General features: G+C 69.7%; 15 protein-coding genes. 9 read left to right on the top strand and 6 right to left on the bottom strand.

Going from position 1 to position 18,711, the window contains the following annotated elements; all coding sequences use genetic code 11:
* Positions 1–56 precede the first annotated feature (56 nt).
* Positions 57–5,537, bottom strand: a complete 5,481-nt coding sequence (locus ACTWPT_RS07825) for an ATP-binding protein (RefSeq protein WP_443176570.1) — start codon at positions 5,535–5,537, stop codon at positions 57–59.
* A 320-nt stretch (positions 5,538–5,857) separates the two neighbouring features.
* Between ACTWPT_RS07825 and ACTWPT_RS07820 the strand changes: the two genes are divergently transcribed.
* Entirely contained in the window at positions 5,858–7,306 is a 1,449-nt protein-coding gene (locus ACTWPT_RS07820) for an ankyrin repeat domain-containing protein (protein WP_443176569.1), read from the top strand.
* Between the two features lie 172 nt (positions 7,307–7,478).
* Positions 7,479–7,955, top strand: coding sequence for a hypothetical protein (locus tag ACTWPT_RS07815; protein WP_443176568.1), 477 nt, complete (start codon positions 7,479–7,481; stop codon positions 7,953–7,955).
* Positions 7,956–8,031: 76 nt separating this feature from the next.
* Here the strand turns inward: ACTWPT_RS07815 and ACTWPT_RS07810 are convergent, their stop codons facing one another.
* Positions 8,032–8,760: a class I SAM-dependent methyltransferase gene (locus ACTWPT_RS07810; RefSeq protein WP_443176567.1), complete on the bottom strand. Its 729-nt coding sequence runs from the start codon at positions 8,758–8,760 to the stop codon at positions 8,032–8,034.
* 132 nt (positions 8,761–8,892) lie between these two features.
* Here ACTWPT_RS07810 and ACTWPT_RS07805 point away from each other — a divergent pair, with 132 nt between their 5' ends.
* The 4 genes from ACTWPT_RS07805 (at position 8,893) to ACTWPT_RS07790 (ending at position 12,562) form a co-directional block, all read left to right on the top strand.
* Entirely contained in the window at positions 8,893–9,597 is a 705-nt protein-coding gene (locus tag ACTWPT_RS07805) for a ThuA domain-containing protein (RefSeq protein ID WP_443176566.1), read from the top strand.
* A complete protein-coding gene (locus ACTWPT_RS07800; RefSeq protein WP_443176565.1) occupies positions 9,582–10,685 on the top strand; it encodes a Gfo/Idh/MocA family protein in 1,104 nt (367 codons plus the stop codon). The genes ACTWPT_RS07805 and ACTWPT_RS07800 overlap by 16 nt, the downstream gene beginning before the upstream one ends.
* Complete coding sequence (locus tag ACTWPT_RS07795) at positions 10,678–11,184, top strand: hemerythrin domain-containing protein (RefSeq protein WP_443176564.1); 507 nt, start codon at positions 10,678–10,680, stop codon at positions 11,182–11,184. Before ACTWPT_RS07800 ends, ACTWPT_RS07795 begins: the two co-directional genes overlap by 8 nt.
* A gap of 169 nt (positions 11,185–11,353) precedes the next feature.
* Positions 11,354–12,562, top strand: a complete 1,209-nt coding sequence (locus tag ACTWPT_RS07790; RefSeq protein ID WP_443176563.1) for a serine hydrolase domain-containing protein — start codon at positions 11,354–11,356, stop codon at positions 12,560–12,562.
* Here ACTWPT_RS07790 and ACTWPT_RS07785 read toward each other — a convergent pair.
* Complete coding sequence (locus tag ACTWPT_RS07785; RefSeq protein ID WP_443176562.1) at positions 12,543–12,959, bottom strand: PPOX class F420-dependent oxidoreductase; 417 nt, start codon at positions 12,957–12,959, stop codon at positions 12,543–12,545. The genes ACTWPT_RS07790 and ACTWPT_RS07785 overlap by 20 nt on opposite strands.
* Before the next feature lie 95 nt (positions 12,960–13,054).
* Between ACTWPT_RS07785 and ACTWPT_RS07780 the strand changes: the two genes are divergently transcribed.
* The 3 genes from ACTWPT_RS07780 (at position 13,055) to ACTWPT_RS07770 (ending at position 14,429) form a co-directional block, all read left to right on the top strand.
* A complete protein-coding gene (locus ACTWPT_RS07780) occupies positions 13,055–13,669 on the top strand; it encodes a TetR/AcrR family transcriptional regulator (RefSeq protein ID WP_443176561.1) in 615 nt (204 codons plus the stop codon).
* A 143-nt stretch (positions 13,670–13,812) separates the two neighbouring features.
* Positions 13,813–14,055 (top strand): hypothetical protein, encoded by a 243-nt coding sequence (locus ACTWPT_RS07775; RefSeq protein ID WP_443176560.1) that lies wholly within the window; start codon positions 13,813–13,815, stop codon positions 14,053–14,055.
* Entirely contained in the window at positions 14,052–14,429 is a 378-nt protein-coding gene (locus tag ACTWPT_RS07770) for a hypothetical protein (protein ID WP_443176559.1), read from the top strand. The genes ACTWPT_RS07775 and ACTWPT_RS07770 overlap by 4 nt, the downstream gene beginning before the upstream one ends.
* Positions 14,430–14,503: 74 nt before the next feature.
* Here ACTWPT_RS07770 and ACTWPT_RS07765 read toward each other — a convergent pair whose 3' ends face one another.
* From ACTWPT_RS07765 to ACTWPT_RS07755, 3 genes are all read right to left on the bottom strand, one after another.
* The gene (locus ACTWPT_RS07765) at positions 14,504–14,881 is read right to left on the bottom strand and encodes a VOC family protein (RefSeq protein ID WP_443176558.1); all 378 of its coding nucleotides are present in this window, start codon (positions 14,879–14,881) and stop codon (positions 14,504–14,506) included.
* Positions 14,882–14,971: 90 nt separating this feature from the next.
* The gene (locus tag ACTWPT_RS07760) at positions 14,972–15,898 is read right to left on the bottom strand and encodes an esterase/lipase family protein (protein WP_443176557.1); all 927 of its coding nucleotides are present in this window, start codon (positions 15,896–15,898) and stop codon (positions 14,972–14,974) included.
* 85 nt (positions 15,899–15,983) lie between these two features.
* A complete protein-coding gene (locus ACTWPT_RS07755) occupies positions 15,984–18,638 on the bottom strand; it encodes an AAA family ATPase (RefSeq protein WP_443176556.1) in 2,655 nt (884 codons plus the stop codon).
* Positions 18,639–18,711 lie beyond the last annotated feature (73 nt).

The following is an 18,711-nucleotide window of genomic DNA, read 5'->3' as shown; positions in this document are numbered from 1 at the left end:
GAGCCGCCTCCAGCCGGCAGCGTTCCGTGCAGCCGTCCGCCATTCGCGCCTCACGGTCAGCGTAGCCGGGACTCGATGGCCTCGATGATCCGTGGGCGCAGCTCCGCGGCGCGGATGACGACGTCGACCGAGCCGACCTCGACCGCGCGCTGGATGTTGTGCACGCGATCGAACTCCGTGGCCACCTCGCCGAGCTTCTCCGCGCGGACCGACGAACGGAGCTCGTCGAGCTCCGCGGTCAACGCGGCGCGGTCGGCTCCGGAGGCGGCCGCGACACGCGCCTCCAGGTCCACCACGCGCGGGTCGGCCGCGGTACGGGCGTTGACGTCGCCGGCGAACACCACCGCGGCGGCGGGGGCGCCGCCGAGCACCGAGGCGAACGAGCCTTCCAACGCGAGCACGGTCATGTTCGGGTTCAGCGCCTTCGAGAACACCACGAACGCTCCGCCGTGGTACCGCGAGATGACGCAGAACACGATGGGCCCACGGAAGTTCACGATCGCGCGGCCGATCTCGGCGCCGTACTCCAGCTGCAGCTTCCGCATCGACTCCGGCGAGCCGTCGAAGCCGGAAAGGTTCGCCAGCACCACCAGCGGCCGGTTGCCGCTGGCCGCGTTGATCGCCCGCGCGGCCTTCTTCGACGACCGGGGGAACAGCGTGCCCGCGGTGTAGGTGTCCGGGCCGTCGGTCGGCGGGAAGCCGCGCCGCGGCACGGACCGTGACTCGATGCCGAGCAGGCACACCGGCATGCCGCCGAGGTGCACGTCCTGCACCACTGCGGTCTCCGCGTCCACCATGCCCCTCCAGCGTTCCAGCACCGGATGGTCCTGGTCGGAGAGCGCCCGCATCACGGTACGGATGTCGAACGGCTTCTTGCGGTCCGGGTTGGCCGTGGCGGAGAAGATCTCGCCGACGGTGGTGAAGTCGCTGCCCGCCACCGCATGCGGGAAGTCGGAGATGTCGCGGTCGACGGGGTCGGTCGTCGTCGCCCGCCGCGGCGCCTCCTCGCCCGGTGTGACGTACGTGTGGTCGTAGTACGACATCAGCACGTCCCGCGCGGCGGCCAGGTTCGGCGCCCAGTATTGCGCCTGCCCGTTCGGGCCCATCACCCGGTCGTAGCCGCCGATGCCGAAGTTGTCCTCGGCCGACACGCCACCGGAGAAGTCGAGCGACTGCTTGCCGGTGAGCACCATCGCCGAGTCCGGCGTCATGACCAGGATGCCCTTGGTGTGCATGAGCATCGTCGCCTCGGCGTTCCAGTACGGCTGCGCGCCGACGTTGATGCCCGCGACCACGATGTTGATCTCGCCGCCGCCCTGCGTGAACTCGACGATCCGCTTGAGTGCGGCGGCCACCCAGTCCATGTTCTCCGTGCCCGACGTCATGGAGATGCGGGCGCCGGCGGACAGCGCGTACCACTCCAGCGGCACCCCCATGCGCTCGGCCAGGTCCAGCGCGGCGATCACGCGGCGGCACTCCGGCTCCGACAGCGCGCCGAGCGACTTCGTGGGGTCGCCGAGCAGCACGACCCTGGTGACGCCCTGCGGGTGCCGCCTGGTCGGCGTGGAGACCACGCCCGCGACGATCGCCGCGGTGTTGCGCCCCTTCGGCCGGTCGACCGGCACCAGCGCGTGGTCCCCCGCTTCGGCACTGTCGAGATCGTGCTCGACGAAGTCGCCGAGCAGACCGGTCAGCTCGTACGGGTAGACCGTGTTGCGGCTGCTCGCGCGCAGCACCTTCAGCCGGTAGTCGTCGAGCGGCTCGACCGGCTCGCCCGACGGCTCGCCGATGGTCAGCTTGGCGCCGCCGGTGGCGTCGAAGGCGATACGCACAGCGATCTTGGTCAGCTCGCCGGTCGTCCTGTCCCGCTGCCGCGCGATGAACAGGATCTCCTCCAGACCGGCGCCCGCGGTCGTCGGCCGCACGCGCCTGGCGATCATCTCCATCTCCGCGCGCGTGATGACGCTCGGCGGCCAGACGTAGACCACGATCCGGTTGGTGTTGAAACGTTTGGCCGCCGGCCGCCGCGACTGCGCCGTGCGGATCGAGTCGAGGCAGGAGGCGACGGTGTCCTCGATCGTCGGCAGCGCGACCAGCCTGCCGTCGTGCTCGCGCAGCTCGGTCAGGTCGCGCACCTGCGCGAATGCGACCAGGCGGTCGTCCGACGGGTTCTCCCGCGCCACGCACTGGAAGAGGTAGACCTCCTCGTCCGACGACGGCAGCCGGGTGAGGTCGAACTTGCTCAGCCGCTCCAGCTGCATCCGCTCTGCGATGAACGGGTGCAGGCCGCGGATCAGCCGCTCCTCCGTCATCCCGGTGGCCGATGGGCGGAACGTGAAGTGATGGTGCATCACCGCGCCACCGCTGCCCGCGACGGTGGCGGTGAGCCTGCGGACTTGGGATGGCAGTGGGTGCGCGCTGACGACCTCGTGCAGCGCGGCCGCCATCGCGTCGGAGTCCTCCGGCTGGTTCTCCCAGGCGAGATAGATGTCGGCGTCGATGGCGTCCTCGCCGTTCGCCAGGCCCGCGAGCCCGTGCAGCGCGCTGCCCAGCGCTTCGAAGCTCACCGCGGAGGAGACCACGCATGAGCCCGCGCGCTCGGCGACCACGAACATGCAGCCCGCGACCTCGCTGGTGCGGACGCCGGTGAGGCCCTTGTTGCCGTAGTAGCGCCGGGTCAGCACTTCCAGCATGACCGCGTTGTCCAGGTTGCCGCGGACAAGCCGCTGGCCGAGCAGCCGCACCAGCGGCTCGGTGGTGCGTACCATCTCGGCGATGCGCTCGGCGCGATCCGGCGCGTCCGGGTGCGCGTCCAGGTGACGCAGATGCTTGCGGACGCGGGCGTAGACGCGGGCGCGGTTGCGGCGCAGCAGCGGCTGCGCGAACCAGGCGAACACCACGCCGCGCGCGAGGTCGGAGACCACGGGGAAACGGACCTGCGTCGCGGCCAGCAGCCGCTCCAGCGCCAGACCGGCGGGCTCGCGCAGCGTCTCGTCCGGCGGCGGCTCCCGGAGCCACGCGCGCAGCAACGTCGCGATGACCGCGGCGTCGGCTGACGCGCGTTGCTGGGCGAGGAAGATCCGGAACACCGCGGCCTCGAGCTCGGGGGAGCGCTCCAGCTCGGTGACGCCGTAATGGCCGAGCGCCTTGGCGAGCTTGGCCTGGAACGACTCCGGCAGCCCGGCCCGCTCGACGTCGAGGCTCTGCAGGTAGGTGTGGAAGTACTCGCGGGCGCTGTGCACATGCTCGTCACCGCCGCCGTCCTCGCCCGCCGGCCGGTTGCGGCTCAGCTCGGCGAGGTCGGCGAACGCGTTGACGAGTCCGAGCTCGTCGGCCAGCGGCCGGTGACCGTCCTCGGCGGCCGCCCGGCGTGCGGAGAGGTAGTCGTCGAGCACTCTGCGTTCGTCGTGCGGGTCGACGTCGAAGCCCAGCAGCAGGCTGCACAGGTCCTCCTGGCCGCGCACGGTGCGCTCCCGTGCCGAGATCTTCCCGGGCGCGGCGGGCAGGTCCAGCTCGACGGACCCGACGGCAGAGGTGTCCTTGGCCGCGGCGTCGTCGTCGTCGGCGAGCGGCTCCAGCCGCAGCAGTGGCGCCCCGGTCTGCACCTGGGTGCCCACGGACACGGCACATTCCTTCAGCCGCGCTCTGAACGGCGCCCGCAGCACCGTCTCCATCTTCATGCTCTCCAGCACCAGCACCGGCGCGCCCGCCTCGACCTCGGCGCCGACCTGCAGTGGTGTGGCGACGACCAGCGCGGGCGCGGGCGAGCGGACGACGCCGCCCTCGTCGCGGCTGACCCGGTGCGTCACGCCGTCCACCTCGACCAGGTGGATCGGCCCGTGCGTGCTGGTGAGCAGGCGGTACCGGGTGCCGTTGACGACGATCTGACCGGTGTGCCGGTCAAAGCGGTCGAGCTCGACGTCGGCGGTGCGGACGTCGCCACCCGCTTCGATGCCGACGCGGAAGCGATGCGCGCCGATCCGCGCGACGCGCACGCGGTAGCCGACGCCACGCAGCTTCAGGTCCAGCGGCCGGCCGCTCTTGTGCTGCACCTGCGGGCGTCCGCCGAACGCCGTCGACAGCAGCCGCTGCCGCTCGACGCGTTCTTCCTCCTCGTACGCCTCGATGGCGGCGGCCGCCAGCGCGACGGCGGAGTGCCGGTGCGAGACGAGCCTGCCCTGGCCGCGGACGCGGTCGATCCAGCCGGTGTCCGCGCTGGCGTCGATCACCTCGGGCTGCTCGAGCAGGTCGAGCACGAAGCTCTTGTTCGTCGCGCCGCCCTCGATGATCACCGTGGTCTGCGCCATCGCCCGGCGCAGCCTGCCGAGGGCCTCGTCGCGATCACGGCCATAGGCGATGATCTTCGCGATCATCGAGTCGAAGTCGGCGGGGATGGTGTCGCCCTCGCTGACGCCGGTGTCCACGCGGATGCCCGGCCCGGCGGGCAGGTCCAGCCGCGCGATGCGGCCAGGGGAGGGGGCGAAGTCGCGGTCGGGGTCTTCGGCGTTCAGCCGGGCCTCGACGGCGTGCCCGCGCTCCACCGGCGGCTCCCCTTCGAGCCTGCCGCCGGACGCCACCCACAGCTGCGCCTTGACCAGGTCGAACCCGGTGGTGACCTCGGTGATCGGGTGCTCGACCTGCAGGCGGGTGTTGACCTCGAGGAAGGCGAACAGCTTGTCGCTGGGGTGGTAGAGGAACTCGACGGTCGCCGCGCCGCAGTACCCGACCGCGACGGCCAGCCGTTCGGCCGCCGCCTTGAGCTCGGCCGTCTGCACGGGACTGAGCACCGGCGACGCCGACTCCTCGATGACCTTCTGGTTGCGCCGCTGCACCGAGCAGTCGCGGACGCCGAGCGCCCACGCGGTGCCCTCGCCGTCGGCGATCACCTGGACCTCGACGTGCCGGGCGCCGGTGACCAGGCGCTCCAGGAACACGATGCCGCTGCCGAACGCCCGCGCGGCCTCCTGGCTGGTGCGCTCGTAGGCGTCGGCGAGCTCGGCGTCGTTCGTGATCACGCGGATGCCGCGCCCGCCGCCGCCCGCGGTCGCCTTCAGCATCAGCGGGTAGCCGATCTCGCCCGCCGCCGCCAGGGCGGCGTCCAGGGTCTCGACCGCGCCGCGGCTCCACGGCGCGACCGGCACGCCGACCTCCTCGGCGATCAGCTTCGCGCCGATCTTGTCGCCGAGCTTGCGCATGGCCTCGGCGCTCGGTCCGACGAAGGTGACTCCGATCTTCTCGCACAGCTCCGCGAACGCCGGGTCCTCCGCGACGAAGCCCCAGCCGACCCACGCGGCGTCGGCCCCCGTCTCCACCAGCGCGCGCTCCAGCGCCTTCAGATCGAGGTACGGGCGCGCGGACGCGGGACCGAGATCGTAGGACAGGTCCGCTTCGCGGACGAAGGTGGCTGTGCGGTCGACGTCGGTGTGCAGTGCGACGATCTCGATTTGTGTCCCGGTCTCCGCGGCGATATCCCGTACGGCGTGAATGAGCCGCATAGCGGCCTCACCACGGTTGACGATGGCGACACGACTGAACACCCGACCGAGCCCTCCTGTAGACAACGATATGCGCGCCTGTAGACAACGATATGCGCGCCGCGAGACGGCGACACCCCCTGTAGTCTCCACCCTTCCCTGTGCCGGGCCGGCAGCGCCATGTCGCAGACCGTGCAGGCTACGCGCCACCAGTTGTGGGAATACCACCAAAACCCATCGGCGTATGCTAGCTACAGCGCGCCCAGGGCGCCACCGGTCCGCGGGAAGGGCAAAGCCCACCTGATGCTCGTCGAACGACCCGCTCGTCACCTCTTTTCCGGCCTGATCATGCGGACACCGGGCCATACGGAAAGGAGGCACTCGTGCCGATCCATCGCCTGCCCGACAACCCCAGCATCGAACGGCTCCGCAAGCAGGCCAAAACACTCCTTCAGTACGTGAAGGCGGGAGTCCCTGAGGCGCTGGGGCTCGTCACCGAGTTCCATCCCCGGCCGCCGGAGACGCTCAAGCTGTCCGACGCGCAGCTCGTCACCGCCCGCATGTACGGCTTCGCGAGCTGGCCCAGGTTGAAAGAACACCTCGACACCGTCGACCGGTACTCCCGATCGCCGCACCGGGTCGCGCCGAGCGAGGAGCTGCCGGAGGAGTTTTTGCGGCTCGCCTGCCTGACCTACGGCTCGGACTACCCGGGCCGGACCGGGGAAGCCGACCAGCTGCTGGCCCGGCACCCGCAGCTGCCCACCGCGAACGTCTTCACGATGGCGGCCACCGGCTCGGCAGACGCGCTGGCCGGCGCGCTGGCCGGCGATTCCGGGCTCGCCCGGGCGCAGGGCGGCCCCTTCGGATGGGAGCCGCTGCTGTACCTGACCTACGCGCGTCTCCATGCTCCCGGCCAGTACGTGGCGGCGGCCCGGCTCCTCCTCGACCACGGCGCCGATCCGAACGCCGGATTCCTGTGGGACGGGCTGACCTCGCCGTTCACCGCGCTCACCGGCGCGTTCGGCGGAGGAGAGGGCGACCAGCCACCGCACCCGCAGGGCCTGGCGCTGGCCAGGCTGCTGCTGGAGGCGGGAGCCGACCCCAACGACAGCCAGACCCTCTACAACCTCGGGCTCGGTGGCTCCTTCTCCGACGACACCACTCATCTCGAGCTGCTGCTGGAGTACGGCCTCGGCCGCGGTGAGGGCGGGCCGTGGCATGCCCGGCTGGGTCCGACCATGCAGTCCCCGCAGCAGCTGATGCGGGAAGAACTGGCCACCGCCGCTCTGCGTGGCGGCTCGCGACGGGCCCGGCTACTCCTCGCACACGGCGCGCAGGGGGACGGCCTCGGCGGCCACCCGGCGTTCGGCGGACGCACACCGTACGAGCTCGCTCTGCTGAACGGGCACACCGACGTCGCGGAGATCCTCGCCGCGGCGGGCGCCTCGGCGGCACTGGACGAGATGGACGCGTTCAGAGCCGCCTGCATGCGCGCCGACGCCGACGCGGTGGCCGGACTCGGCCCGGACCTGCCGGCGCGAGCGCTCGCCCGTTACCCAGAGCTGATCAACACCGCGGCGGGGCAGCGCAAGCCCGCGGCGGTACGGCTGCTCGCCGGTCTCGGCTTCGACGTGAACCATCGTCGTCGTTCCACTCCGCTGCACGACGCGGCCTGGAACGACGACGTGGAGACCGCCAGGACACTGATCGAGCTCGGCGCCGACCCGACCATCAAGGACACCGAGCACGACTCGACCCCGCTCGGCTGGGCCGAGTACGGCAGCAAGCACCGTGTAGCCGCCTACCTGCGAAGCCTCCAGCGAGAGCGATGACCGTCCTGTCAGTCCCCGGGTAGTGCAGGACCGAAATATAGGTCTTTGACGGCCGAAACTGATCGCATCTGGATCTCTTCCGTGAGAGCATGACCAGAATTGGCGATCATGCCAACCTGTTGTCATGACCGCGGTCAGGCACCCGCCCGGCCGCCTTGAGAAGGATGAACGCATGCGCAAGTCAGCGAAGGTCCTTGCCGCGGCCACCCTGTTCGTCGCAGGCACGGTCCTCGCCCACCCCGCCCCCGCCATGGCCGCCGGTTACACGCCGGAGGCCGCGTGTGCCAAGGAATCCGGGCGTGGTGGATGGACGCACGTGAAGGACAACAAAAGGGCGCTGAAGAACGGGGGATCCACCTGGGGGTACGTCTGGCTGATGTGGAACCGCGGCCTGCAGAAGAACTGCGTCACGGTGATCAAGACCGCCTATGCCGGGACGGCGACGTACACGCAGGCGATTCTCCATGTGACGGGCGGTGGCGCCTATCGGGACCCGGGCACGCTCACCGCGAGGAAGTATCGCTACTACGCCGCCGCCATCGGTTACGGCAAGCGTGAGTGCGTGGACTTCGAGGGCCACACCACCGACACCCGTAGGGACTTCGGGATCGCCTCGGCCAGGCGGGGCAAGTTCATGAACTGCGGCTGACACCAAGATCGTGCAGCCCGGATCGAGCCCCCGGCGGGGGCTCGATCCGGGCGGCCGCTTGCTTCTGCCCGTTGGCTCAGGTCGTGCGCTCGGCTATGAACACGAACTCGAGACCCGGACGATCGGGGGCTTCTCGCACGTCGAGCGTTCGGTAGCCGTGGTTGCCCAGGCTGGATTCCACCTCGTCGCGGCTCCGGAACCGGAGGGTCGAGTCGGAGGTGACCACCGCGCCGTCCGCCAGGAACCTGTAAGCGGACCGGAAGGAGACGAACGGAAGACGCACCTCGGTGACCTCATGACGCCGCTCCACCGGCCCGATCCCAGGGACGTCAAGGACGAGGGGAGCAGTGTCGGCAGCCCATTCCTCCCAGGCCCGGCGTTCCGGGCGTCTGGTCTCGAACACGAGATACCCCCTGGGACGAAGAGCGGCATGGATGCCCCGGAGGTTCGCCGACCACTCGTCATCGGTGAGGAAGACCTGCGCCACATTCCCGGTCATCACCGCCAGATCGGCATTGAGCGTGGGGACTGTCGTGGCGTCGCCATGGACCCAGGTGACCGTCCCGGCTTCGTCCTTCGACCTCGCGACCTGCAGCGACGCCTCCGCCGGGTCGACGCCCACGACGGTGCGGCCGGTCCCGGCGAGCAGGACCGCCAGGGATCCTGTGCCGCAGCCGACATCCAGCACCCGGTCCGCGCCCAACTCATCGGCGATGGTGAGATAGGCGGGCAGGTCGTCGCGCTCTCCGTCGAAGGCGTCGTAGACGGGTGCGAGGCGGGGGTGCGCAAAGATGGGGTCGGGCACCCGGCGACCGTATCCCTGCTCAAGCGCTCCGGCGACAGGTTTTCCAGGGGAGTCTGCCCCGCTTTGGAGCGCATCGGCCAGAGATGCGACGATCGGACGCGTTGACTCCTGAGCGATCGATGGGGCGAAAGCATGACAGACGACCAGGGCCGTAGAGCTCTCGTGGTGCGGGGCGGCTGGGAAGGGCACTCCCCGGTGGAGGCCACCGATCTCTTCGTTCCGTTCCTCGAAAAGCACGGGTACGAGGTGCACCTGGCGGACTCCCCGGCACCGTACGCGGACTCCGCGCTCATGTCCGGCATCGACCTCATCGTGCAGTGCTACACCATGGGCACGATCGAGCCGGCGGAGCTGCGGGGGCTGGAGGCCGCGATCCGGGCCGGCACGGGAATGGCCGGCTGGCACGGCGGCATCGCCGACTCCTACCGCAACTCTTCGGATTACCTGCACCTCATCGGCGGGCAGTTCGCCTGCCATCCGGGCAAGGACCCGGGTGAGCGGGACGGCTCGCAGGCCGACAACTTCGTGCCGTACACCGTGAACATGCTGCCCGAGGCGAGCGACCACCCCATCACGGCGGGCATCGAAGACTTCGACCTGGTCACCGAGCAGTATTGGGTGCTGACGGACGACTACATCGACGTGCTGGCGACGACGACGCAGAAGGTCCGCCCGTGGGATCCCTGGCACCGGGAGGTCACCTCGCCGGCGATCTGGACCCGCCGCTGGGGCAACGGGCGGATCTTCGTCACCACCCCGGGGCACAGCCTCGACGTTCTACGGAACGACAGCGTACGCACGATCATCGAGAGGGGAATGTTGTGGGCCAGCCGATGAACGTGGGCATCGTCGGATGCGGTGCCATCTCGGCCCAGTACTTCCAGACCATCGACCGGTTGCCGCAGCTGCGGCTGGTGGCCGTGGCCGATCTGGACCTTGACCGGGCACGGGAGGCGGTGCGGTCGTACGCGGGCGTCGACGTGCTGAGCGTGCCGGAGCTGATGGCGGATCCGCGCGTCGACGTCGTACTCAACCTCACCATTCCCGCCGCCCACGCCGAGATCGCGCTCGCCGCCATCGCCGCGGGCAAGCACGTCTATTGCGAGAAGCCAATTGCGGCGACGGCGAAGGACGCCGAGCGCATCCTGCGGGCTGCCGAGGACGCCCGGGTACGGGTGGGTTGCGCGCCGGACACGGTGTTAGGAACGGGAACGCAGACCGCCCGCAAGGCCATCGACGACGGCCTGATCGGCAGACCGGTCGCGGCGACCGCGACGATGGCGACGCCCGGCCACGAGCGCTGGCACCCGAACCCCGACTTCTACTACGTCCCTGGCGGCGGCCCCCTCCTGGACATGGGCCCCTACTACATCACGAGCCTGGTGACCATGCTCGGGCCGGTGACGACGGTCATCGGCGCCGCCAACCGCACCCGCGCCAAGCGCACCATCGGCTCGGGCCCGCGCCGCGGCGAGGAGATCCCGGTCACCGTCGACACCCACGTCACCGGAGTGCTCGTGCACGCCTCCGGAGCGCTGTCCACGCTGGTGATGAGCTTTGACGCGGCCGCCACCAAGGCGTCCCACATCGAAGTGCACGGCGAGCAGGGCTCGCTCGTCGTACCCAACCCGAACCACTTCGACGGCCTCGTCCAGGTGTCGAGGATCGGCGAAGAGGGCTGGCGTGACCTTCCCGTGTCGGCGGGCTACCTCGAGGCCGGGCGCGGCGTGGGCCTGGCCGACTTCGCCGCGACCCCGGCGGGCCAGGAGCCGCGTGCGGGCGGGACGCTGGCCTTCCACGTGCTCGACGTCATGGAGTCACTGCTGACCTCGGCGCACTCCGGGGCGGCGGTGACGATCGCGAGCACGTGCGAACGGCCCCGGCCCGTGGCCTTGCCGACCTCGCCAGGAGACATCCATGCGTGATGCGCGCTTGGCGGCGTTCGGTGATCAGCTGATCGGCGTTCACGACTGGCTCCGCGGGGAGCTCGCCAGCCTCGGCGACGAGGTGGACGCCTATCTCGACGGCGGCACGCGGCCGAGGGACCTGCGAGCGCACTGCCTGGCCTTCTGTACGGCGCTGGAACGGCACCACACCGGTGAGGACGACGGCGCCTTCCCGGCGTTGGCCGCGCGGCACCCCGAGCTGGCGCCGGTCCTGGACAAGCTGCGCGAGGACCACCGGCTGGTCGCCGACATCCTGCGCCGGCTGCGAGAGCTCGTCGACGGGCTGGACCCGGAGACCGGCAGGGATCCGCGGGAGGCACGACGGGTCCGGGGAGAGGTGGACGGCTTGACGGCGATCGTGGAATCGCACTTCGGCTATGAGGAACGCAGCATCGCCAAGGCGCTCAACGCCTTGGACGTCGCGGAATGGAAGCAGGGCAGGCCGCCTGCCTTCTTGCGTACCGATCGGGTCGAGTAGCGGTGCCCGGCCGGAATCCGGCCCATCCCGGACATCGGCCTCAGTCGGGTCGAGATCATCCGTTGTGATGACTGTGGTAGTAAAGACCCCTGTTGAGGTTCTTGTGGCAATAGGGGGCAATGTGGCGATGCTCAGCCGGCGACGGCTTCTCCAGGCGAGTGCGGGCGCCGTGCCGGCAATCGCACTCGGAGCGGGTCCCGTACGAGCCGACTCGGGTGACCTGCTGACCACTGGTGTTGTGCCGAGCGCGCTGGCCGGTTTCGACAAGGCGATGAAGACGTTCATCACGGAGCGGGACATCTCCTGCGCGCAGCTAGCAGTCGCCAAGAACGGCAAGATCCTGCTCGCGCGCGGCTACGGGTACTACTCCAAGCCCGGCACCCCCATCGTGCGGGTGCAGCCCACGTCCCTGTTCCGGGTCGCGAGCCTCAGCAAGAGCCTCACCGCGGCCGCGATCGTCCGGTTGGTCCAGGACGGCAAGCTGACTCTGGGCACGAAGGTCGCGTCCCTGCTGGGCCTGTCGACCACGGCCGACCCCCGGCTGGCGAACGTCACCCTGTGGCGGCTGCTCCAGCACACCAGTGGCTGGGACAAGGCCGTGTCGAAGGACCCGCTGTGGCTCGACCACACGATCTCCGCGTCGCTGGACGTGCCGCTGCCGATCGACCACGCCGACATCATCAAGTACGTCACCGCGCGCAAGCTCGACTTCGACCCCGGCACGAAGTTCGTCTACAGCAACTACGGCTACATGCTGGCCGGCCGGGTCATCGAGAAGGTCTCGGGCATGAGCTACGAGTCGTACGTGCGGCAGAAGCTGCTCGCCCCCGTCGGGATCACCCGGCCGCGGCTCGGCCGCAGCCTCCGCTCCGAGGCCTTCTCCACTGAGGTCGCCTACGAGTCGGCGTACACCAACAAGAGCGTCGTGGACCAGTCGGGCACCGTCGTGCCGTTCCCGTACGGCGGTTTCAACATGCCCAACCAGGACGCCAACGGCGGCTGGCTTGCCTCGGCCGTCGACATGGTCAAGTGGGGTTTCGTCTTCAACACCGCCGGCCCCGTGCTCAACGCCACGTCGATCTCCCGGACCTTCGCCAAGCCCGAGACCGGCGTGACCTCCGGCGGCTCCTGGTACGGCCTCGGCTGGAACGTGCGCGACAACAACGCCGGAGGGCTGAACACCTGGCACAACGGCAGCATGCCTGGCACGTTCAGCTTCCTCGCCCGGGTGCAGAACGGCGTCAGCTACTGCGCCATCTTCAATCGCAGGGAGGAGGAGGGGACGCCCGACTTCGACTCGATCGACCCTATCCTCGGCCAGGCGATCGGCACCGTGAAGACCTGGCCCACCACTGACCTCACCCCGAGGTATTTCTGACGGGGAACGGGTTCGAGCCGCCATCGGCCACGGTGACTTTCAGGAAAGTCGGGGTGATGCGGCGGCGTCCGATCAGGAAGTCCCGGAGGCGCTGCAGGAGGCCGTAGCGGCGGAGGAATGCCGTATGGACTGCAGCGGGGACCTTTTGGCCGACGTCCTCCGCCAGCGCTGGGAGATCGGCTCCCCGGGGAGTGCCGCGCGAGGTGGACGGGGCGATGCTGACCTGGGGGTTGCGCCGGACCCGTCTGACCTTGCCGGTGTGGGCGCCGGTCTTGATGTAGAGGGCTCCGTCATGGTGGACGAACCAGACGGGGGTCGGCACCGCCTCGCCTGAGGCCCGGTATGTGGTCAGGCGGAGGTGGCGGTGGGGGCGTAGGTCGTCGAAGGGGTGTGACATGCGGGCCCGCCTCACCGTGAGCTGAGCTTGACAGTGACAAGCTCAGCATAGGCACGCAGATTGACAGTGACAAGCTCCCGGGTCATGCTGCGGGAATGCGTAACCCGACCTACTTCGAGGGTGATCTGCGGGCCACGTTGCTGGAGGTGGCCGAGGAGGAGGTGGCAGGCCAGGGGTTCGCGCAGGTGAGCCTGCGGTCGATCGCCAAGCGGGCCGGGGTGAGTCATGCGGCCCCGGCCTACCACTTCCAGGACAAACGGGGGTTGTTCACCGCTTTGGCGGTCGAGGGCTTCACGGAGCTGGGGACACGGATGCGCGGCGCACTGTCCCGCCTGGATGCGGCACCCGCCGCCGACCGGATCCAGGAGCTGGGGATGGTGTACATCGGGTTCGCGCGGGAGCGGCCGGGGCTGTTCGAGGTGATGTGGCGGCCTGAGCTGCACCACCGTGACGACCCGGCGCTACGGGCCGGAGCCCAGGCCACTAAGGACACGATGACCCAGCTGATCGTCCAAGCGCAGCAGGAAGGGTGGAGCACCCGGCCGGACACGCTGCACCTGGTGGTGCTGGGCTGGGCGGCAGTGCACGGCCTCGCGGTGCTCTGGCGCGACGGCCCCCTGGCCGATCAGAACGAGGGCGCGGACCCGTACGAGCTCGGCCGGGCGGTGTTGGGCACACTCGCCGCAGCACTGCAGGCCCGGCCCTCCTGAAAGCGGAGGACCTTGATCGATTGTTGGTGAGCGTGCGGGCGGCGGTTCTCCGCAAGCTCCGCGACGATCTTGTCCCTGTGACGGCAGCCACGCCCTCTCCTATTTGACTAGGAGACCAATTCCTAATCTAGTATCCTCATGTCGTGACCGGGGACCTTCCCCCGCACATGCGCCAGCTAGCCGAGGTCGCAGCCATAGTGGCGGCAGTAGGTGCGGCCGCTGACTGGCTGTACCACCTCAAGGGCGACATGTGTGCGGTGCGCGTGATCAAAAATGGCATCGTCTCGGTTCCCGTCATGATCCCTGCCAACCCGGACGGCGACCCCGAGCTCTTTCATGAGGCACTCAAGCGCCTGAAGGCGGTCACCGAAAGGATGGGCCGATGAGCAAGACGATCACCTACTTCATTACCTACGAGAACGGGCGCTGGGTATCTCGTTGCCCGACCGGGGAGACCGAGGGCGTCGGCGTGGCGAGCTCCTTGTCCCAGATGGAGCGTGATCTGGCGGAGATCCACGCCTGGGCCTGGCCTGAGGACACCCCCGGCGTGGACTTCGTGTTCGACCTACCCGAGGACGTGGCTGGTTTGGTAGCCGAATACCACCACGAGAAGGCGCTGGCGGAGGCTCATACCAGGCGTGCCGCGGAGCTGGCCGTCACGGTCGCGAAGGCACTCACGAGCCACTGGTCGGAGCCGGACACGGCACGTGTCATGGGACTGTCCAAGCAACGCGTCCATCAGCTGAAGGTCAGCGCCTGATGAGTGCCCGCCGGTGCAAACAGTGGGGGCGGGTGTACGTGGTCTGATCCGGCCGCGGGCGACCACAGCACCCGCTACCTCACGGCATGATCGGATTCGCCCCGTAGGACGCAGAACTCGTTGCCTTCAGGATCGGCGAGGATGACCCAGCCCGACCCGTCCGGGCGGCGATGGTCGGCGACGAAGCCGGCGCCCATGCCCAGCAACCGCTCGATCTCCTCCTCCCGCGAGGTTTCAGGCCGCAGGCAAAGGTGGAGGCGATTCTTGACCGTTTTGGGCTCCGGCACCTGGTTGAAGTACAGCAATGGGCCGTGCGGCAGCATCACCTCGGTCTCCTTGTCTCCCGGCCGGTCTTCGGGATGAAGCGGATAGCCCGTCACCTCGCTCCAGAACCGGGCCAGCTCGTACGCGTCAGCACAGTCGATCGCCACGTTCTGCACTTTCGAAACCATGCCTACGATCTTGTCTGAACGCGAGCCGGCTCGCCACGGAAGCCGACCGGCCGGGAGAGGTACGTCCCGGCCGGCCGGGCGGTCGTCGCCCTAATAGAGCATGTGGTTGTAGATGCCATACATGCCCTGGACGAGCGGCGGGTTGTAGTAGCCCGTGCCGCTGTCGTCCAGATTGCGCCAGACGGCGTCGAACGCCGTGCTCTTCTCGGAACGCATCTCGGTGTGGGTGATGGTGTCACCGTCCGAGGCCTTGTAGTACACGGCGGCATGGCTGACGTCGCTGTCCCAGCTCTTCACCGCCGACTCGCCGCTGACCGTGTCGTCATAGCCCGAGCCGAGCAGGGTGTAGTCGGTGCCCATCTCCGAGGACTTCAGCCCGCCGAGCCAGGACAGGAAGCCGCTCCCCTCGCGCATGTCGCTGCACTGCTCGTGCGTGAGCGCACACGCCTCCAGAACGCCGCTGATGCCCTTGTGCGGGGTGCCGAGGGTCACGATGTCCTCGATGTACAGGTACGGCGGCCAGCCGCTGGGCCATGCGGCAGTGCCAACGTCGGCCAGCGAGGCCAGCTGGGGCAGGTCGGCGGCGGACACGGCGGCGCCGTATCTGCGCACTCCCTCGATCGCGGCCCGCGAGACGAGGCCGCCCATCGAGTGGGCCATGATGTCGATCGCGACACCGTGGCCGGACCAGTAGTAATAGACCGTCCAGGCGAGCTGGCGGCCGACCTCCTGGATGCGGGTGTCGGTGGTGCCATCGACCTTCACATCGCAGTTGGTGGCCCCGGTGTAGTAGCCGAACGTGTAGACGTTGGTCCAGCCGTTGGCGGTCAGCAGATCCTTGGCGGACTTCCAGCCGCCGGCGCAGTTGACGTCGGCCTCCCGATCGAAGCCGTGGACCAGCACGGTGATACGTTTCCCGTCGGCTCTGCCCGGAGCGGCGTGCGCGGGTTGTCCGGTGACGGCCACGGCGCAGATGGCGAGAATGAGGGCAATGCCGAGTCTGCGTAACTTGTGCATGCGCACTCCATTCGGTGGGGTGGCTGCACGGTACTTCGCAGACGATCATGCACGTATCCGCTGATATGACCTATATGCGGGTGTGCTACCGGGGCGTCATATCCGTCATCACTCCGGCCAGCTCCTCGCGTGAGGAGATCCCCAGCTTGCGGAACGCGTTCGACAGGTGATGGCCCACCGTGCGAGGGCTGAGGAACAGCCGTGAGCCGATCTGCCGGTTGGACATCCCCTCGGCTGCCAGCAACGCGACCTGCCGTTCCTGCGCGGTCAGGAGCTCCGCCCGCCGGCCACCGGCGGGGGGAGCCGTGACACCCGTGGCTTGGAGCTCCGCGCGCGCCCGCGCCCGCCACGCACCGGCCCCGAGCTGGTCGAACAGCTCCATGGCCATCCGCAACTGCCGGCGGGCGTCGCCGCGGCGGCGTTCCCGCCTGAGCCACTCGCCATAGAGCAGTCGCGTACGGGCCGTCTGGAACGGCTGATCCGCCCCGACGCCGAGGGCCTCCTCGAAGTGGATGTGGCGGTTCGCCGTGATGGCCTTGAGCCGCGCGGCGACGGATACCGCCCACGGCCGATTCACCGCCGCGGCCCATTCCTCGAACCCACGCGCCGCCTTCTCTGCGGGCCGGCCGCTCCGGACCGCTGCTTCGACCAGGTCGGGTGCCGCGAACAAGCCCACAACGGCATGGTTGGCCGACACCTCCATGAGGTGCACGCGCGCTTGCTCCCAGTCGCAGGCGGCCAGGTGATGGAGGCCGACGGCCCACGCGGCGATCGCCCGGACAGACGGCACATCCCGGCTCGCCCGTGCGGCCAGATCGAGACAGGACTGGACGTCACCGCGAACCGCGGCCAGCCAGGCGAGCACCCCGCTGATCTGGCCGACTCGGTGCTGCTGATGGGTGTCACCCGAGATGGCCAGCGCCTCCTGCGCCGCCGCGGTCGCCTCCGCGTGCTGATCACACAGCATCTGTGCCTGGGCCAGCAACGCCAGCGCGTCCGGCAGCACGCCGATCCACCCGCCGTCACGGCAGCGGGTCACGAACTGCGCGCCCAGGTCGCGGGCCGTACGCTCATCCCCGGCCACGAGACTCAGCGAGGTGGCAAGCGGCAGCATGTCCGGATCGGCGGCGAGCCGGACGGCCGCCGTACGCAGGTCGGCCAGGTCCGTGACCGGGTCGCCCTCGATGAGCCGGGTGACCGTGGCCATACCGCGTGCCTGAACGCACAGCATCTCGGAGGCAGGCGGCAGCGCGAGAGCACGCAGAGCCGCCTCGGCCTCACGAGCGATCGCCGCGTTCCCACCGAGGGAGGCGGCGCGAATCGCGTCACACAGCAGCTGCCCGGCCACCTCCGGGTCGGCCACCATGCCGGCCCCCTCGACAAGACTGCGGGCCGCATGATCAGGGTTGCCGCGTTCGCCAGAGGTCCAGGCGTTGACCCGGGCCAGCCGAGCCGGGTCCGCCGACGCCTCGACGCGTGCGGCCAGCCGTTCCACGCGCGGCAGCTGCCCGGCGTGCATCGCCTGCTCGGCGGCGGACAGCAGCAGTTCGGTACGCCGGCCGGGCACGGCGGTGAACTCCGCGGCCCGCTCGAACGCGGCGGAGGCAGCCGCGGCATCCTGCTGAAGGCGCGCCCGTATGGCCACGCCCGCCAACTCCTGGCTGAGACACTCGTCGGGCGCCGGCCTGCCGGCCGCGCGGTGCCAAGCCCGCCGATCGGTGTGGCTGTCGTCGAGCGCCTCGGCCAGGGCGAGGTGCGCGGCCTGGCGGCGGAAGTAGGGCGCGGCTTGATAGGCGGCGCTTCGGATCAGGGGATGCCGGAAGCTCACCACGCCGTCGGCCGTCACATGGATCATGGTGGCGCGCTCGGCCGCCGCCAAGTCCGCCGCGTCGCAGCCGAGCTGCTGCGCCGCGCGCAGCAGCACGGCCGGCTCCCCGGTGTCGTCGGCGGCGACGATCAGCAGGGCGGCCTGGGTGGCTTCGGGAAGCCCGGTGATCTGCTCGTGAAAGGCCCGCTGGACCCTCCGGGTCGGCGCCCCGGCGTCGACGTAGGACGGTAACGCGCCTAATCGGCCCTCTCGCTGGCGCGGGGTGAGCTGCGCCGACAGCTCCAGCAGGGCCAGGGGGTTGCCTTGCGCCTCGGCGATGATCCTGCGGCGTACCTGGGGCGGGAAATTCCCGGCCAGCAGCGCGGCCGCCGCTTCTTCGCCGAGGCCGTCCAACGCCAGCTCCGCGAGCCCGTACGCGCTCCCGCCACCGCGACCGGCGAAGATCATGGCGATGCCCTCGGCGTGCAGCCGCCTGGCCGCGAACGTCAAGGCGTCCAGCGACGTACGGTCTATCCATTGCGTGTCGTCGATCAAGCAGAGGACCGGCTCGCCGCCCAGCTCCGACAGCAAGGTCAGGGCGGCCAGGCCGACGAGGAAGCGGTCACAGATCGCCGACGTGGCCAACCCGCAGGCGCTGCGTAACGCGATCGCCTGGCCGATGGGGAGCTTGCCGACCTGACCCAGCGCCGGGCGGAGCAGCACCTGGAGCGCACCGAACGGGATGGCCGCCTCCGACTCCACCCCGCGCGTGCGCAGCACTCGCCAGCCGGTTGCCTGGGACTCCGCGTAGTCGAGCAGCGCCGACTTGCCGATGCCCGCGTCTCCGGTGACGAACAGGGCGCCGCTGCGGCCATCCTTCGCGTGGCCGAGCACACGATCGATCTCCCGCTGCTCATCGAGCCGCCCAAGCACGACATCCAGTATGGAGGTAGAGAGTGGTCAAGGCGCTAGTTAGATGTCCTGCCTCCTGGAGCTGTCTCCAAGG

The sequence above is a fragment of the Nonomuraea sp. 3N208 genome, from assembly GCF_052245935.1.
Classification (GTDB): domain Bacteria; phylum Actinomycetota; class Actinomycetes; order Streptosporangiales; family Streptosporangiaceae; genus Nonomuraea.
Note: the sequence above shows the minus strand (reverse complement) of the source record. Positions and strands in the feature narration are given on the sequence as shown.

Excerpts from the sequence above, each read along its gene's own strand:
- ACTWPT_RS07815 (WP_443176568.1), top strand. The coding sequence starts at position 7,479 with ATGCGCAAGTCAGCGAAGGTCCTTGCCGCGGCCACCCTGTTCGTCGCA.
- ACTWPT_RS07805 (WP_443176566.1), top strand. The coding sequence starts at position 8,893 with ATGACAGACGACCAGGGCCGTAGAGCTCTCGTGGTGCGGGGCGGCTGG.
- ACTWPT_RS07795 (WP_443176564.1), top strand. The coding sequence starts at position 10,678 with ATGCGTGATGCGCGCTTGGCGGCGTTCGGTGATCAGCTGATCGGCGTT.
- ACTWPT_RS07785 (WP_443176562.1), bottom strand. The coding sequence starts at position 12,959 with ATGTCACACCCCTTCGACGACCTACGCCCCCACCGCCACCTCCGCCTG.
- ACTWPT_RS07780 (WP_443176561.1), top strand. The coding sequence starts at position 13,055 with ATGCGTAACCCGACCTACTTCGAGGGTGATCTGCGGGCCACGTTGCTG.
- ACTWPT_RS07770 (WP_443176559.1), top strand. The coding sequence starts at position 14,052 with ATGAGCAAGACGATCACCTACTTCATTACCTACGAGAACGGGCGCTGG.
- ACTWPT_RS07765 (WP_443176558.1), bottom strand. The coding sequence starts at position 14,881 with ATGGTTTCGAAAGTGCAGAACGTGGCGATCGACTGTGCTGACGCGTAC.
- ACTWPT_RS07760 (WP_443176557.1), bottom strand. The coding sequence starts at position 15,898 with ATGCACAAGTTACGCAGACTCGGCATTGCCCTCATTCTCGCCATCTGC.